This window comes from Nostoc cf. commune SO-36, from assembly GCF_023734775.1.
Classification (GTDB): Bacteria; Cyanobacteriota; Cyanobacteriia; order Cyanobacteriales; family Nostocaceae; genus Nostoc; species Nostoc commune_A.
Window position 1 is genome coordinate 2,481,273 of the sequence record NZ_AP025732.1, and the last position, 15,331, is coordinate 2,496,603.

At 42.4% G+C, this 15,331-nt stretch carries 13 protein-coding genes; 7 read left to right on the plus strand and 6 right to left on the minus strand.

Going from position 1 to position 15,331, the window contains the following annotated elements:
• Positions 1-27 precede the first annotated feature (27 nt).
• From ANSO36C_RS10840 to ANSO36C_RS10855, 4 genes are all read right to left on the minus strand, one after another.
• Complete coding sequence (locus ANSO36C_RS10840) at positions 28-486, minus strand: DUF29 domain-containing protein (RefSeq protein WP_251959537.1); 459 nt, start codon at positions 484-486, stop codon at positions 28-30.
• Positions 487-849: 363 nt separating this feature from the next.
• A complete protein-coding gene (locus ANSO36C_RS10845) occupies positions 850-1,959 on the minus strand; it encodes an S-(hydroxymethyl)glutathione dehydrogenase/class III alcohol dehydrogenase (protein ID WP_251960301.1) in 1,110 nt (369 codons plus the stop codon).
• A 252-nt stretch (positions 1,960-2,211) separates the two neighbouring features.
• Complete coding sequence (locus tag ANSO36C_RS10850) at positions 2,212-2,562, minus strand: hypothetical protein (RefSeq protein WP_251959538.1); 351 nt, start codon at positions 2,560-2,562, stop codon at positions 2,212-2,214.
• An 11-nt stretch (positions 2,563-2,573) separates the two neighbouring features.
• Positions 2,574-3,536: a hypothetical protein gene (locus ANSO36C_RS10855; protein ID WP_251959539.1), complete on the minus strand. Its 963-nt coding sequence runs from the start codon at positions 3,534-3,536 to the stop codon at positions 2,574-2,576.
• 733 nt (positions 3,537-4,269) lie between these two features.
• On the opposite strand from ANSO36C_RS10855, the gene ANSO36C_RS10860 reads away from it, so the two are divergent.
• The 4 genes from ANSO36C_RS10860 to ANSO36C_RS10875 all read left to right on the plus strand — a co-directional run bounded on the left by ANSO36C_RS10860 (position 4,270) and on the right by ANSO36C_RS10875 (position 9,313).
• Positions 4,270-5,553 (plus strand): valine--pyruvate transaminase, encoded by a 1,284-nt coding sequence (locus ANSO36C_RS10860; RefSeq protein WP_251959540.1) that lies wholly within the window; start codon positions 4,270-4,272, stop codon positions 5,551-5,553.
• 73 nt (positions 5,554-5,626) lie between these two features.
• Positions 5,627-6,214, plus strand: a complete 588-nt coding sequence (rimM, locus tag ANSO36C_RS10865; RefSeq protein WP_251959541.1) for a ribosome maturation factor RimM — start codon at positions 5,627-5,629, stop codon at positions 6,212-6,214.
• 63 nt (positions 6,215-6,277) lie between these two features.
• Positions 6,278-6,589: a hypothetical protein gene (locus ANSO36C_RS10870; protein ID WP_251959542.1), complete on the plus strand. Its 312-nt coding sequence runs from the start codon at positions 6,278-6,280 to the stop codon at positions 6,587-6,589.
• Positions 6,590-6,931: 342 nt separating this feature from the next.
• Positions 6,932-9,313: a phosphoketolase family protein gene (locus ANSO36C_RS10875; protein ID WP_251959543.1), complete on the plus strand. Its 2,382-nt coding sequence runs from the start codon at positions 6,932-6,934 to the stop codon at positions 9,311-9,313.
• 59 nt (positions 9,314-9,372) lie between these two features.
• Here ANSO36C_RS10875 and ANSO36C_RS10880 read toward each other — a convergent pair whose 3' ends face one another.
• Positions 9,373-9,645, minus strand: coding sequence for a hypothetical protein (locus ANSO36C_RS10880; protein ID WP_251959544.1), 273 nt, complete (start codon positions 9,643-9,645; stop codon positions 9,373-9,375).
• A 224-nt stretch (positions 9,646-9,869) separates the two neighbouring features.
• Here ANSO36C_RS10880 and ANSO36C_RS10885 point away from each other — a divergent pair, with 224 nt between their 5' ends.
• The 3 genes from ANSO36C_RS10885 (at position 9,870) to ANSO36C_RS10895 (ending at position 14,733) form a co-directional block, all read left to right on the plus strand.
• Positions 9,870-11,528: a DUF1565 domain-containing protein gene (locus tag ANSO36C_RS10885; protein ID WP_251959545.1), complete on the plus strand. Its 1,659-nt coding sequence runs from the start codon at positions 9,870-9,872 to the stop codon at positions 11,526-11,528.
• Positions 11,529-12,057: 529 nt separating this feature from the next.
• Entirely contained in the window at positions 12,058-14,169 is a 2,112-nt protein-coding gene (argZ, locus tag ANSO36C_RS10890) for a bifunctional arginine dihydrolase/ornithine cyclodeaminase (RefSeq protein ID WP_251959546.1), read from the plus strand.
• Between the two features lie 42 nt (positions 14,170-14,211).
• Positions 14,212-14,733: a DUF2085 domain-containing protein gene (locus tag ANSO36C_RS10895; protein WP_251959547.1), complete on the plus strand. Its 522-nt coding sequence runs from the start codon at positions 14,212-14,214 to the stop codon at positions 14,731-14,733.
• A gap of 27 nt (positions 14,734-14,760) precedes the next feature.
• Here ANSO36C_RS10895 and cysC read toward each other — a convergent pair whose 3' ends face one another.
• Entirely contained in the window at positions 14,761-15,300 is a 540-nt protein-coding gene (gene cysC / locus ANSO36C_RS10900) for an adenylyl-sulfate kinase (protein WP_251959548.1), read from the minus strand.
• Positions 15,301-15,331: the final 31 nt, after the last annotated feature.

The following is a 15,331-nucleotide window of genomic DNA, read 5'->3' on the forward strand; positions in this document are numbered from 1 at the left end:
TGCGACTTGCGTCTTTTAACCGGGGAGTCAATCCATTAAATCATCTGTGGCAGACTCACCCGGATAGAAGCGATCGCTCAGAATTTCCTCAAAAGGATATAAACATTGCTGGGGAAAAGTTGAAAGTGGCAAATTTGTTTCTCCTGATGCTAAATCCTTACCATTCTGATGTGATTCCTGGAGTGCTTCTTCAAGGTAAGGATTCAGACTTGGATTCTCGCTCAACAATTTGATAATTTCTCGTCGTTGTACTCTAATTGTTGCCAACCAATTACGGCTGCGTTGATTTGGTTGATATTCCCATTTGAGCAAATGTCCAATTAATATACTAAGATGATTTCTCAATTCTTGGCGTTCCTTTCTTCGCAAAGATTCAATTTCCTCAATTAAATTGGGCAAGTCAAGCTTGTTCCATTGGTGATGACGCAGAAGGTTAGCCTGTTCTTGAGTCCAACTGTAAAAGTCTGCTTCATACAAGTTTTTCATCCGTTTTTTGCTGTTTTTCAGATTTGTAGTGTCTATATAATTTCAAAATTCATAATTATGTTTCAGATAGAGATTTAAATCTTATCTGGAACAGGACTAAGTAGGTAGGCACAAATAAATCCAACTATATTACAAAAGGTAAATCACTTAAAAGCCTTGCGATTCCTTCACTCCGCGTTGCTCCGTACCCTGCGGTTTCCGCCCTTGGCGGTACGCAATGACATAGTGATAAATTTCCCCGCCCACCTACTTATTTACATCAGCATCAGGCATGAATTACGAATTACGTTAGCGTAGCGGTAGCGAGTCCGCGATAGCGAAGCGTTAGCGACGCAGGAGCGTCGCGTCATTACGAATTACGAATTAGAAAGTCACCACGCTACGAATTGATTCACCTTTGTGCATCAATTCAAAAGCATCATTGATTTTCTCAATGGGCATTACATGGGTAATTAAATCATCAATATTTATCTTACCTTGCATATACCAATCAACAATTTTTGGCACATCTGTACGTCCTCTAGCGCCGCCAAATGCTGAACCTTTCCAAACGCGTCCAGTTACTAGTTGAAAAGGACGAGTACTAATTTCTTGTCCAGCACCAGCAACACCAATAATCACACTGACACCCCAACCTTTATGGCAGCATTCTAATGCTTGACGCATAACTTTGACATTACCGATACATTCAAAACTGTAATCAGCACCACCTTTTGTTAAATCAACCAGATAGGGAACTAAATCACCCTCGACTTCTTGAGGATTAACAAAGTGCGTCATACCAAACTTTTCTGCCAAGGCGCGTTTGCTGGGATTAAGATCCACCCCGACAATCATATTTGCCCCTACCATCCGCGCCGCTTGGATGACATTTAAACCAATACCACCCAAGCCGAAAACCACAACATTTGCGCCAGGTTCCACCTTGGCAGTATTGATGACTGCACCAACACCAGTAGTCACACCGCAGCCAATGTAACAAACTTTATCAAATGGGGCATCTTCCCGAATTTTTGCCAGGGCGATTTCTGGCAGTACTGTATAGTTAGCAAAAGTGGATGTACCCATATAATGATGAATCATCTGCCCATCAATGCTGAAGCGACTAGTGCCATCGGGCATAACACCGCGTCCTTGAGTTAGACGAATGGCTTGACAAAGATTAGTTTTGAAACTCAAACAATATTCGCACTGGCGACATTCGGGAGTGTAGAGAGGAATCACATGATCCCCTGGTTTGAGACTGGTGACACCAGCGCCTACTTCCACTACCACACCAGCACCTTCATGTCCCAAAATAGCCGGAAATAAACCTTCAGGATCGTCACCAGATAGGGTAAAGGCGTCGGTATGGCAAACCCCGCTTGCTTTCACCTCAACTAACACTTCGCCGGCTTTTGGCCCCGATAGTTGAACGGTTTCAATTGTCAACGGCTTACCTGCGCTGTAAGCTACTGCTGCTTTAACTTGCAACATCAGCCCTCCTGTATAGTTTTGTCATTTGTCATTGGGATTAGGGGATAGGTGACAGGTGATAGGGAATAATCTGTACCCTGTAACCTATTCTCTTCTTTACTCCCCAGTTTCCTCACACGCATTGAACACATGATAAACTTTTGTGTTACTTCATCAGTATTTACTAAGCGCGATCGCCACTATAACGAGAAATATTATCATTATTGTTAATGGAATAGTTTATTTCTTGGAAGTCCCTTTCTGTTTCTGCTAGCGAGGGAAATTCTGGCATCTTTCTGGAGGTAAAGTTGAATTGTTTTTTAAGTTTTCCAAAATAGTATTAAGTTTTTCCTTCTCTTTTGTATTAAAATTTGAGATAACATTATTCATTTCACATATATTTTTATTTTGATTGTTTAATTTTTCGTTTAGTTTTTCAATGTTATCGTTATTTTTCTTTTGTGATTGATTGATTCTACTTTCTTCTATGAAAAAAGTGAAAATATTTGCAGTAATTAGAATTAGAATAATTGTGTATAAAATGGGTTGCCTTCTTGTATAGTTTTTTTCAGGAATACTGAAGGAATATTCAGGATCGCTACGACGATACTTATCTGCCATAAAATTTGTTCTTAGCGTGAAAATTTGTATAAATATGTGTCCACTTCTTTTACATAAAGCTCGCGAATGTTTGCTGCGAAATTTCCTTTAGTATTAGAAGTAATTAGTTCGATTGAAGGTGTAATTTTTTTTCCAAGGTTTATTATATCTTTTCCTTGTGTAATTTCAGTATTTATTACAGCCTGATTTAATCTTTCAAGCAACTTATTACAAACACTAAATGCAAATTCTTCTATACTTTTACCTGAAGCTACATCTTTTAAATATCCACGATCCCATATCTTTTCTAACAAGTCCATTTTACTAACTATTATTTTTATAGAAAACAAATTTTCTCTGCTACACGTAGCTTTCAATATACATTGTAAAGTTTCTGGAGTAAATATTCTGTTCAAATGCTCATTTATTCTTTGTTCAATAAGTTGGTAAGTATTTTTTTTGCATTGCTCAATGAACTCATCTTGTTGTTGATCAGATGTTTTTCCTGTGTTAGCAACATACTGGAAATCAAAAAAATCCACAACAAGAAAAACTATGTTAACTAATCTATTACTTGGTTCACCAAAAAATTGTTCAGGAGGTTCAACTAGAATATCAGAAATATTTTGTCCTCTATAATCTAAGAATTTTGTATAACATCCTTTTTTGATATCTATGTTTTGTTCTTCAAATGGTTCATAATACTTTTGATAGAATATTGTATTTACTGTAGTTGATTCGGGTACAAATCTTTTATCTAACATCCTTTTAATTAAATTAGTTTTACCAACTCCACCAATGCCAACAACTAAGAATCTACAGACCCTAGAACCCACTAAAATTTCTTTTATTATAAAATTTTGAATATCTTCCCTCAAAGGCTTAAAGACTATAGGAATCATTGATATAAATGCTGAGGAAATAATTCCTACAGGAATACTATATCCTTTAATAGTAGTGTTTAATTGAACAATTGAAACTATTACTATTGTCATTATAACAATACAACAACAATAGATAAAAACAGCCATCCATCCTCTAAACTTCATCTTTATCACTTTTACATTCCTTGTAACAATTTTAGGACTTTCATGGAGTGGGTGATGAACTTCATGCCGTAACATTTTACTTCTCAGAACTTTTTAAACACACTCTTAGCTCGACTTTATCCAAAATTAAGAATTTGGCTCTCTTGATACGGCAAAAGCCTAGCTTTTTGGCGAAAAGTTTTTTATGTGAGTGATTATCGGTGCAATCGAAAAAGTAAAAAAACTGTACCACAGATGAAGACATCTCTGCTCAAGCAACAATTAAGTTCATGAAAGCTTTATATAATGCTGTTACCTGTATCCGCTATAACCTGATGAACACGTTTTAAGCACCATTATCCTGAACTCGACCTAGAGGAGTCTACTTAGATAATTTTCCAGGGCGATCACTCTACGGCCTGTCTTAATCCTCTGACTTTTCACGGGATTACCATTGCACAATAATTCTACGGAGTTAACAGCTAGAACAATGGTGCAGCGACGTAATATTAGTTATGCAACTCAGACTACTAAGGGTACGGTAGGTTCGCCCATTTAGCTTATATCGCAGAAGTTTTCGGTCTACTGAGATTGGTTAAAGGCGGCAACAGCTGTTTTGACAACGATGTAAACTGGATATCAGCAGAGCAATCCCCAAATAATTTGTCCACCTCTCAATTAATACATTTTGTTACAGCTTATGAACCCTGCCCTAACTCAAATTGGCGCTCAAATGTCCAACCTGACTGGCGTCAGAGCAATTATGAAGGATATTATCGAAACATTACGAGGGGGTGCAGGGCAGCAGTTTATTAATTTGAGTGCTGGTAATCCGTTGATTTTGCCAGAAGTAGAGCAATTATGGCGGGATTGTACTGCACAGCTTCTTTCTAGCCCAGAATATGGTGAGGTAGTTTGTCGCTACGGTTCAAGTCAGGGTTATGCACCATTTGTTGAAGCGATCGCTAACGACTTTAACAAACGCTACGGGTTAAACTTAAGCGATCGCAATATCCTCATCACCCCCGGCAGTCAAACTCTCTACTTCTACGCTGCAAATACGTTTGGTGGCTACACCCCTAGCGGCGAGTTAAAACAAATTGTTTTGCCTCTTAGCCCTGACTACACAGGTTATGGCGGTGTTTGCTTAGTGCCAAAAGCCCTAAAAGCCTATAAACCGACTCTTGATATCGATGCAGCTGCCCACCGATTTAAATATCGCCCCGACTTCAGCCAACTTACGATTACAGAAAAGACGGGTTGTGTTCTCTTCTCTCGCCCCTGTAATCCTACTGGTAACGTCCTCACGGATGACGAGGTGAAAAAGATTGCTGCCCTAGCTGCGCCTTACAATCTACCCGTGTTAATTGACTCGGCTTATGCGCCTCCTTTCCCAGCATTAAACTTTACCGAAATGACACCAGTGTTTGGTGATAATATTCTCCACTGCATGAGTTTATCGAAAGCGGGATTACCAGGAGAAAGAATTGGTATTGCCATTGGGGATGAAAAGTGGATTGAAGTGCTGGAGTGCTTTCAGGCAAATATTAGTCTCCATTCTTCACGTTACGGCCAAGCGATCGCAGCTTATGCAATTAATTCTGGTGGTTTAGTAGAAATTTCTCATACTGTCATCCGTCCCTTTTACCAAAATAAATTTACCGTTTTAGAAACCAGCTTAGAACAAGCGATGCCCAAGAATTTACCTTGGTTCCTCCATCGCGGTGAAGGAGCAATTTTTGCTTGGTTGTGGTTACAAGATTTACCCATCAGTGATTGGGAATTTTACCAGCAACTTAAGCAAGTAGGTGTGATTATTGTCCCAGGAAGTAGCTTCTTCCCCGGTTTAGAGGAAGAATGGGCGCACAAGCACCAATGCTTCCGCATCAGTCTTACCGGCAGCGACGAGGAAATTGCCACTGCCATGCAACGTTTAGCAAAAGTGGCTGAGGAAGCTTATAAAGGTGCTGCGGTGACTGCCTGATTAGGAGTACAGACGCGATGAATCGCGTCTGTACAAGAGTTAGGAGTTATAAAAATTTTTTACCCCATGACAAATGACAAATGATAAATCAGATAATTGGCTAGAAATTGGTAAGATTGTTTCCCCTCAAGGATTGTCTGGAGAATTACGGGTTTATCCTGTATCAGACTTTCCCGAAAGATTTGAGATACCGGGAAAACGTTGGTTGTTGCGTTCAGGTGACACAGAACCACAACCAATCGAATTATTGACAGGACGTTATATCAGTAATAAAAACTTGTATGTGATCAAATTAGCTGGCGTGGAAAACTGCGATCAGGCTGAGGCGTTGCGCGGTTGTACATTAATGGTTCCAGCAAGCGATCGCCCCCAATTAGGCGAAGATGAATATCATGTCCTCGATTTGATTGGCTTGGAAGTCTTCATGCAAACATCTGGCGAACTCGTGGGTACGGTGGTAGACATCATCCCGGCTGGCAATGATTTGTTAGAAGTCAAGTTACATAAATCATTTGCTACTGACAAAGAACAAACAACAAATGACAAAAAACAAAAGACTGTTTTGATTCCATTTGTAGAAGCGATCGCACCAGTAGTAGACTTGAAATCTAATCGTATTGAAATTACGCCACCACCTGGGTTATTGGAAATAAATAATTAGGTCATTACTTGATCTGCCTCTAGCTATTTTTGCTGTACTGGATACTTCAAGAGAAAGCAAAACTTGAAGCATGACAAAATTAGAGTATTTACTCTATTTATTAATCTAAGAAATGTGGCAATGCCAGAAAAACCAACAGCAACTATTCACAGGCAGCTACTAGAAATATTGTCCCAATTGCCCTTATCTTCTCAAGAAGAAGTATTAGATTTTGCTATCTCTCTCCAGAAAAAAAAGCTAACTCAGCATTGGGATGCTATTTCTGATGTCGATGCTGCTGCACTGAAAACTGAGTTTGCTAATGAAGATTTAACTTTTGCAGAATCCGTTTTAACTGATTATCTCTCCCAGCTTCAGCAAGAGGATGTAATTTGATGCGAGGAGATACTTTCTTATCAAATAGTTGTTATCGATAGGCAGCGATTAATCCGAAAAATAGGAACTCTTTTTTTTAATTATTTATTAATGCTAAAAGTGGCACTAGATTACACTTTACAACTAGATAACTATGACGAAGAAAATCCTGATTGATAGTATTAATCAATAGCGTAGGTGTCGCCCATAGTAGACCTCACTTTCCATTTTGTGCCCAAAAACAAGGAATTTAGTTACCAATACTGCAAAAAATCATCATAGGTGGATGGCTATCATCTGGAAAACAAGTATAATTACTGACTGAATGAGTCCGCCAAAATCCTTTTGTAATGGAGTGTCAAAATGACATTAGCAACGACTCCACAAACAAAGCCTTTAACAGATGAAGAATTACAGAAGATAAACGCCTACTGGCGTGCAGCTAACTATCTTTCCGTTGGGCAAATATATCTACTCGACAATCCGCTACTGAGAGAACCGCTAAAGTTAGAACACGTCAAACCCAGACTTTTAGGGCATTGGGGAACAACGCCAGGGCTGAACTTTATCTATGTTCACCTGAATCGACTCATTAAGAAATATGACCTAAACACAATCTACATTGCTGGCCCCGGTCATGGAGGGCCTGGACTGGTAGCCAACACCTACCTAGAAGGCACTTACACCGAATATTACCACAACATCTCTCAGGATGCTGAGGGAATAAAGAAACTCTTTAAACAGTTCTCTTTTCCCGGTGGTATTCCCAGTCACGTAGCACCGGAAACTCCTGGTTCGATCCACGAAGGCGGGGAACTAGGTTATGCACTCGTCCACGCTTATGGTGCTGCCTTTGATAACCCTGACTTAATTGTTGCTGCTGTTGTCGGTGATGGTGAAGCTGAAACGGGTGCTTTAGCAACTAGCTGGCATTCTAACAAGTTTATTAACCCGGTACGTGATGGGGCTGTACTGCCGATTCTGCACCTGAATGGGTATAAAATTGCTAACCCAACTACACTGTCACGGATTAGCCATGATGAGTTGGAGAGTTTATTTATAGGCTACGGCTACAAGCCCTATTTTGTTGAAGGTGAAGATCCCGCAGATGTCCACCAGCAGATGGCGGCGATTCTAGAAACAGCGATCGCAGAAATTCAAAGTATCCAAAGGGAAGCCCGTGTACACGGTTTCACTGAACGTCCCCAGTGGCCGATGATTGTCATGCGAACCCCCAAAGGTTGGACAGGGCCCAAGGAAGTGGATGGTAAAAAAACTGAAGGTTCTTGGCGATCGCACCAAGTTCCCTTTGGCAACATCGCCAAACAGCCAGACCACCTGAGACTCCTAGAAGATTGGATGAAGAGTTACAAACCAGAAGAACTCTTCGACGCTGACGGTAAGCTGATTCCCGAACTAGCAGAACTAGCCCCCAAAAAGCATCGGCGTATGGGTGATAATCCCCACGCTAACGGTGGTATTTTGCTGCATGACCTGAAAATGCCCGATTTTCAAGATTATGCTGTAGATGTTGCTGAACCAGGGAAAGCGATCGCAGAAGCTACCAAAGTGACCGGTAAATTCCTGCGGGATATCATGCGACTTAACCAAGAAAGTAGCAATTTCCGCGTCTTCGCCCCCGATGAATTAGCATCGAATCGTCTAGACCCTGTATTGGAAGTTACAGACAGAGTTTCGACAGCCGAGATTTATCCTGAAGATGACCACCTTTCTGCCGACGGTCGGGTGATGGAAATTCTCAGCGAAACTTCTTGCCAAGGATGGTTAGAAGGCTACCTCCTCACAGGTCGTCACGGGTTCTTCACTTGTTACGAGGCATTCATCCACATCATTGATTCTATGTTCAACCAACACGCCAAATGGTTGAAAACGACGAGACATATTCCCTGGCGCAGACCGATTGCTTCCCTCAATTACTTACTCACCTCTCACGTTTGGCGACAAGACCATAACGGCTTCTCTCACCAAGATCCCGGTTTTATCGACCATGTACTTAACAAAAAAGCCGAGATCATCCGCGTCTATTTGCCCCCTGATGCCAACACTCTGCTGTCGGTAACTGACCATTGTCTAAAAAGCCGCAACTATGTCAACGTCATCATTGCTGGAAAACAGCCAGCATTGCAATATCTCAACATAGATGCCGCTATCAAGCACTGCACCAAAGGCATCGGCATTTGGGAATGGGCAAGCAGCGACGAAGGTAGTGATCCAGATGTAGTGCTAGCTTGTGCTGGGGATGTTCCCACCTTAGAAACCTTGGCGGCTGTAGATATCCTGCGTCAGCATTTCGCAGATTTAAAAGTGCGGGTAGTGAACGTAGTCGATTTGATGACACTACAGCCAAAAAGCGAACATCCCCACGGTTTGAGTGAAAAAGATTTTGACACACTTTTCACCACTGACAAACCTGTTATCTTTGCCTTTCATGGCTATCCCTGGCTGATTCATCGCCTAACCTATCGCCACACTAATCATAAAAACATCCATGTGCGTGGCTACAAGGAAGAGGGAACTACCACCACTCCCTTTGATATGGTTGTTCTCAACGATCTAGATCGCTTCCATTTGGTAATTGATGTAATCGATCGCGTGCCCAAACTAGGATCTAGCGCAGCTTATGTCAAACAGCAGATGCAAGATAAGCTGATTGAACACAAGCATTATATTGAGAAGTACGGCGATGATGTGCCGGAAATCCGCGATTGGAAGTGGCCTTATTAAAAGGAGATGAGGGGAAAGAGGCAGAGGGGAAACTCTTCTCCCTGCTTCTCCCTAGTCTTTTAAAGTTGCTGTGTAACGTAGGGTGGGTTAATTTTTGTAGGTTGATGCAACAAAGGTGCAGAGCGATGCAATAAAGGTGTAGGGCGATGCAATAAAGGTGCAGGGCAATGCAATAAAAATGCAGGGCAATGCAATAAAGGTGCAGAGCAATGCAATAAAAATGCAAGGCAATGCAATAAAGGTGCAGAGCGATGCAACAAAGGTGCAGGGCGATGCAACAAAGGTGCAGAGCAATGTATCAAACGTGCAGAGCAATAGGCTTCTGTGTACACCGTAGCTCACAATAAGCAAGTGCGATCGCTGTTTCTAATACTTTGGTAAGATAACTTGTTGAAATTAACAATTTTGCGCTAGTCAAGTACTAGTGAAACCCAAAAGCATTTGCATAATTATTTAACTTTGTAGTGAGAAGTACTTTAAGTTACTTAATGCATCAAACGCTACATACTTTTATGGTTAGCGCTAGGATAGCTATGTATTTTATTAAAGTATAAATATGGCTCAAACTTTTTACGTAAATCCAGTATCAGGCAGCAATACCAACTCTGGTAGTCAACAAGCCCCGTTTAAAACTATTACGCAAGCCCTCAAGGTAGCGACTGCTGATACCAAGATTCAACTAGCAAATGGGAATTATAATGCTGCTAGCGGTGAAGTCTTTCCGCTAACGGTTCCATCTGGTGTGGCAGTGGTGGGTAATGAAACCAACAAAGGCAATGGCATTTTGATTGAGGGAAGTGGTAACTATCAGAGCCGTACTTTTGCTGGTCAGAATGTAACATTTGTGTTGCTGGATAAAGCCGAATTGCGAGGAGTGACTGTAACAAATCTGGCTAGCCGTGGTAGTGGTGTCTGGATTGAATCAACTGCCCCTACTGTTGCTAATAGCACCTTCATCAATAATAAGCGGGAAGGAGTATTTGCTACAGGCGATGCTAACCCAGTGATTCTAGGTAATGTGTTCAGTGAGAATGCAGCCAATGGAATTGCGATCGCTAAAAATTCTAAAGGCCAAATTGAAAATAACACCTATTTTAAAACAGGTTTTGGCATTGCCATTAGTGATACTGCATCACCTATCCTTCGAGATAACAGAATTTATGAAAACCGTTCTGGAATCATTATCTCTGGTAGCGCTCGTCCCGTATTACGTAATAATGTCAGTGAAAATAACACTGAAGATGGTATCACAGTTATTGGAACTGCTCTACCGGATATCGGTAGTACTAATAATCCAGGGGGCAATACTCTACGCAATAACGGTAAATTTGATTTGCAAAATGCCAGTTCCAACAAGCTGGTTTCTCTAGGCAATAAAATAGATGCGTCTAAAGTCGCCGGAAACATAGAGTTTGCAGATAGTCCGGTTCCGACGCCGACAACACCGACACCGACAACACCGACACCGACAACACCGACACCGACAACACCGACACCTACAACACCCACGCCGACAACACCCACGCCGACAACACCCACGCCGACAACACCCACGCCGACAACACCGATACCGACAACACCCACGCCGACAACACCGATACCGACAACACCGACGCCTACAACACCCACGCCTACTATCGAATTAACCGATATTGCTAATCATTGGGCTAGTGGGTTTATTCGGGAATTAGTGAAATTGGGGATAATTAACGGTTTCCCCGATCGCACATTCAAACCTGATGCAACCATGACACGCGCACAATATGCGGCATTGTTGGTAAAAGCTTTCAACCCATCGCCAAACCGCTCCGCAATCAAATTCAAAGATGTACCAGATGACTTCTGGGCATCCAAGGTAATTCAGCAAGCATATCGAGGTTTATTTCTCTCTGGTTTTCCTGACAATACCTTTGGCCCCAACAAAAATATCCAGCGTGTGCAAGTGATTGTCTCTCTGGTAAATGGACTGGGTTTATCTAGTGATGGTACGGCAACTCTCAAAGCTTTTGATGACCAAGCCAAGATTCCTGAATATGCCAAGGATGAGGTAGTAAAAGCTATAGACAAAGAAATTATCGTCAATCACCCGAATTTGAAACAACTCAATCCTACCCGCGATGCTACACGCGGTGAGGTAGCAGCGATAGTATATCAAGCTTTGGTAGATGCTGGTCGTGTAGCAGCGATCAACTCGCCTTATGTAGTGACTGCTTGAACTGGAGAGGGGAGAATCGAAGGGGACAAAGGGAAAACTTGTCTCCCCCACCTCTTGCCCCATAAAGGATCAGGAAGAGAAAGAGAGCGATCGCGCAATATACTTGGTTTTGTGAAAAATTGCTTTGTTGGATTGCGCTTTGCTTAACCCAAGCGTATTGAGCGATCGCCACTAATGTTTACTGCTTTTAATCGTGTTTTCACTTGCCCCACTTTCCTGGAAACCTAGATTAAAGCAAAACTTGGTGGTCTTCAATCAGTCGCGGGTCTGAATCCCCGACTGATAGCGTTCGCTTTTAGCGTCTCGTCTTGATTCTGACTCCTGAATTCTGACTTCTGAATTCTTCTTCAATAATTTTGAATTTTGAATTGGTATTATTACCATCTTCGAGTAATAGAATTAATAACGAAGCCTTTGTAAAGTCTTCAAACATCAAAAGATGAAGCTTTAGTCGCAGATTTTAACTGTAAAAAACAAAAGTCTGTATTCAAAGTAAGCTTGTAGCATATAAAACGCTTGTAAGATTTTTATGACTTCCCGGATTCGCTTTTTAATGTGCCCTCCTGACCACTATGATGTGGACTATGTGATTAATCCTTGGATGGAAGGGAATATTCACAAGTCATCGCGCGATCGCGCCGTGGAACAGTGGCAGGGACTACACCATATCCTTAAAGAACACGCCATTGTCGATTTAGTACCACCTGAAAAAGGCTGGCCTGATTTGGTTTTTACCGCCAACGCTGGCTTAGTACTGGGCAATAACGTCGTCCTCAGCCGCTTTTTGCACAAAGAACGTCAGGGAGAGGAGCCTTTCTTCAAGCAATGGTTTGAGGCAAATGGTTATATAGTCAATGAACTTCCCAAAGATTTGCCCTTTGAGGGAGCAGGAGACGCACTGCTGGATCGGGAAGGACGCTGGTTATGGGCAGGATACGGTTTCCGCTCGGAATTAGATTCTCACCCTTATCTAGCTAAATGGCTGGATATTGAGGTGCTATCCCTACGATTAATAGACGAACGTTTCTATCATCTGGATACCTGCTTTTGTCCTCTAACAAATGGTTATTTGGTGTACTATCCCGGTGCTTTTGATTCTTACTCCAACCGCTTAATTGAAATGCGAGTCGCCCCAGAAAAGCGAATCGCAATTGCTGAAGCCGATGCTGTGAACTTCGCTTGTAATACGGTGAATGTGGATAACATCGTCATCATGAACAAAGCGAGTGATGCTTTAAAAACCCGCCTTGCAGATGTAGGTTTCCAAGTGCTGGAAACACCACTTACTGAATTTCTTAAAGCTGGTGGTGCGGCTAAATGTTTAACTTTGCGGGTAACGGAACCAGTTAGAGATGAACTTCATGCCAATGTGTCGGTAGAAAGCCGCGTCATTCGCATGGAAGGACATTTGCTAGATGCTGGCTTAATTAACCGCGCTTTGGATTTGATTATAGATGCCGGGGGAAGTTTCCAAGTCCTAAATTTCAACTTGGGAGAACAACGGCAAAGTACCTCAGCCGCCGAAGTGAAGGTATCAGCACCATCTCATGGGGTGATGGAAGAAATCATCTCAATGTTGATTGATTTGGGTGCAGTAAATTTACCTCATGATGAGCGAGATGCTATCTTGGAGCCGGTAATCCAAGATGGTGTTGCACCTGATGATTTCTACGTCAGTACAATTTATCCCACTGAAGTGCGAATTAATGGTCAGTGGGTGAAAGTAGAAAATCAGCGCATGGATGGCGCGATCGCTATTACTCAAACTCCTACAGGTTTAGTTGCTAGGTGTAAAATACTGCGCGATTTGAAAGTTGGCGAACAGGTAATTGTTGACGTTTTAGGTATCCGCACCATCCGCAAAACTGAATCGCGGGAACAACGCAGCACCCAAGAATTCAGCTTTATGTCGGCGGGAGTTTCCAGCGAACGGCGCGTGGAATTAGTCGTTGAGCAAGTAGCTTGGGAATTGCGTAAAATCCGCGATGCTGGTGGTAAAGTAGTTGTCACGGCTGGCCCAGTAGTAATTCACACTGGCGGCGGTGAACACCTGGCGCAACTGGTTCGGGAAGGATATGTACAGGCATTGCTGGGTGGAAATGCGATCGCAGTTCACGACATCGAGCAAAATATCATGGGCACTTCCTTGGGTGTGGACATGAAGCGGGGTATCGCCGTTCGTGGTGGACACCGCCATCACCTGAAGGTAATTAATAGTATCCGCCGTTATGGCAGCATTCCCAAAGCTGTGGAAGTAGGGGCAATTAAAAGTGGCGTGATGTATGAATGTGTCCACAATAATGTACCTTTTGTGCTTGCGGGTTCGATTCGGGATGACGGGCCTTTGCCTGATACCGTAATGGATTTGATTCAAGCACAGGAAGAATATGCCAAACACTTAGAAGGTGCAGAGATGATTTTGATGTTGTCATCGATGCTGCACTCCATTGGCGTGGGAAATATGACCCCGGCTGGTGTGAAAATGGTGTGTGTGGATATCAATCCGGCTGTGGTGACTAAGTTAAGCGATCGCGGTTCTGTAGAATCGGTGGGTGTAGTGACGGATGTGGGATTATTCCTCAGTCTGTTGATTCAGCAGTTGGATAAGTTGACAAGTCCTTATGTGAATAAGGTAGGTTAAGAGAACGAACCGCAGAGGCGCAGAGGGCGCAGAGAAGGGGAGATGACAAGAGTAGCTTTCATTGAGTTGCAGGTTAATTGGGTTAGTTTGATTGCTGATTTCTTGTTGGTAGGGATGGTTTTTGGCCCGCCGATTGCTCCCTTTCTGGCTGCGTCTGGGGTGTGGTTGCTTCCTGGAATTGCGGACATCATTTATTTCATGGGTAATCATGTTTGTCCGCAACCAGATATGGGGTTAGATTTAGCACCACCGTTTATTATGGCTGTATGTATGCGTTGTTATGGCACTGTCACGGGTTTGCTGATAACGCGGCTGCTGTATGGCGTAACTGGTGGTAAAGGATTTTACTGGTTAAGTCAGTATGGTTGGAGTGGTGCGGCTTTAGCTAGTGTGCTGATGATGGCTTATCCTTTGGAATTGGCAGCGCAGGTTTTGGGTTTGTGGAGTTTTAATAACTATCTGGTTACGCCTTTTGGGTTGATTACAGGTTTGGCGTGGGGATTGTTTACTATGCCGATATTGCATGGGTGGCGGGTTGCGAAAACCAGCTTGCATGAATTGTAGAATTAGAAACGCATTTGTTTAAGATAACTAGCAGTTATGTCTAATGTAGCCTTGGCAGTCTAAGTAGTTAACTAGTTGGTAAACACATTGCTCAATAGTAAATTGATCAGTTAAACAAATAACCTCTGGATTTAAAGGTTCTTCGTAAGGATCAGATATACCAGTAAAATGTTTGATTTGTCCTGTTCTGGCTTTGGCGTAAAGTCCCTTCACATCACGGGATTCACAAACTGCTAATGGTGCTTGAACGTAAACTTCTACAAAATTGGTGGTTGTTTGTCTCAATTCATCTCGAATTTCTCGATAGGGGCTGATTACAGCAACGATCGCTACTACCCCATTTCGACTGAGTAAATTTGCAACAAAACCAATCCGCCGGACATTTGTATCCCTATCTTGTTTACTAAATCCAAGTCCTTGAGATAAATGGGTGCGAACGACATCACCATCAAGTAATTCTACTCGGCAACCCCGCGATCGCAGTTCTTGGGCAACAGATGAGGCGATCGTTGTTTTACCCGCGCCACTTAACCCTGTTAGCCAGAGGATTAGACCTTGATGACTCATAACTCGCTTTTTCTTCATCTATGGAAGAGTG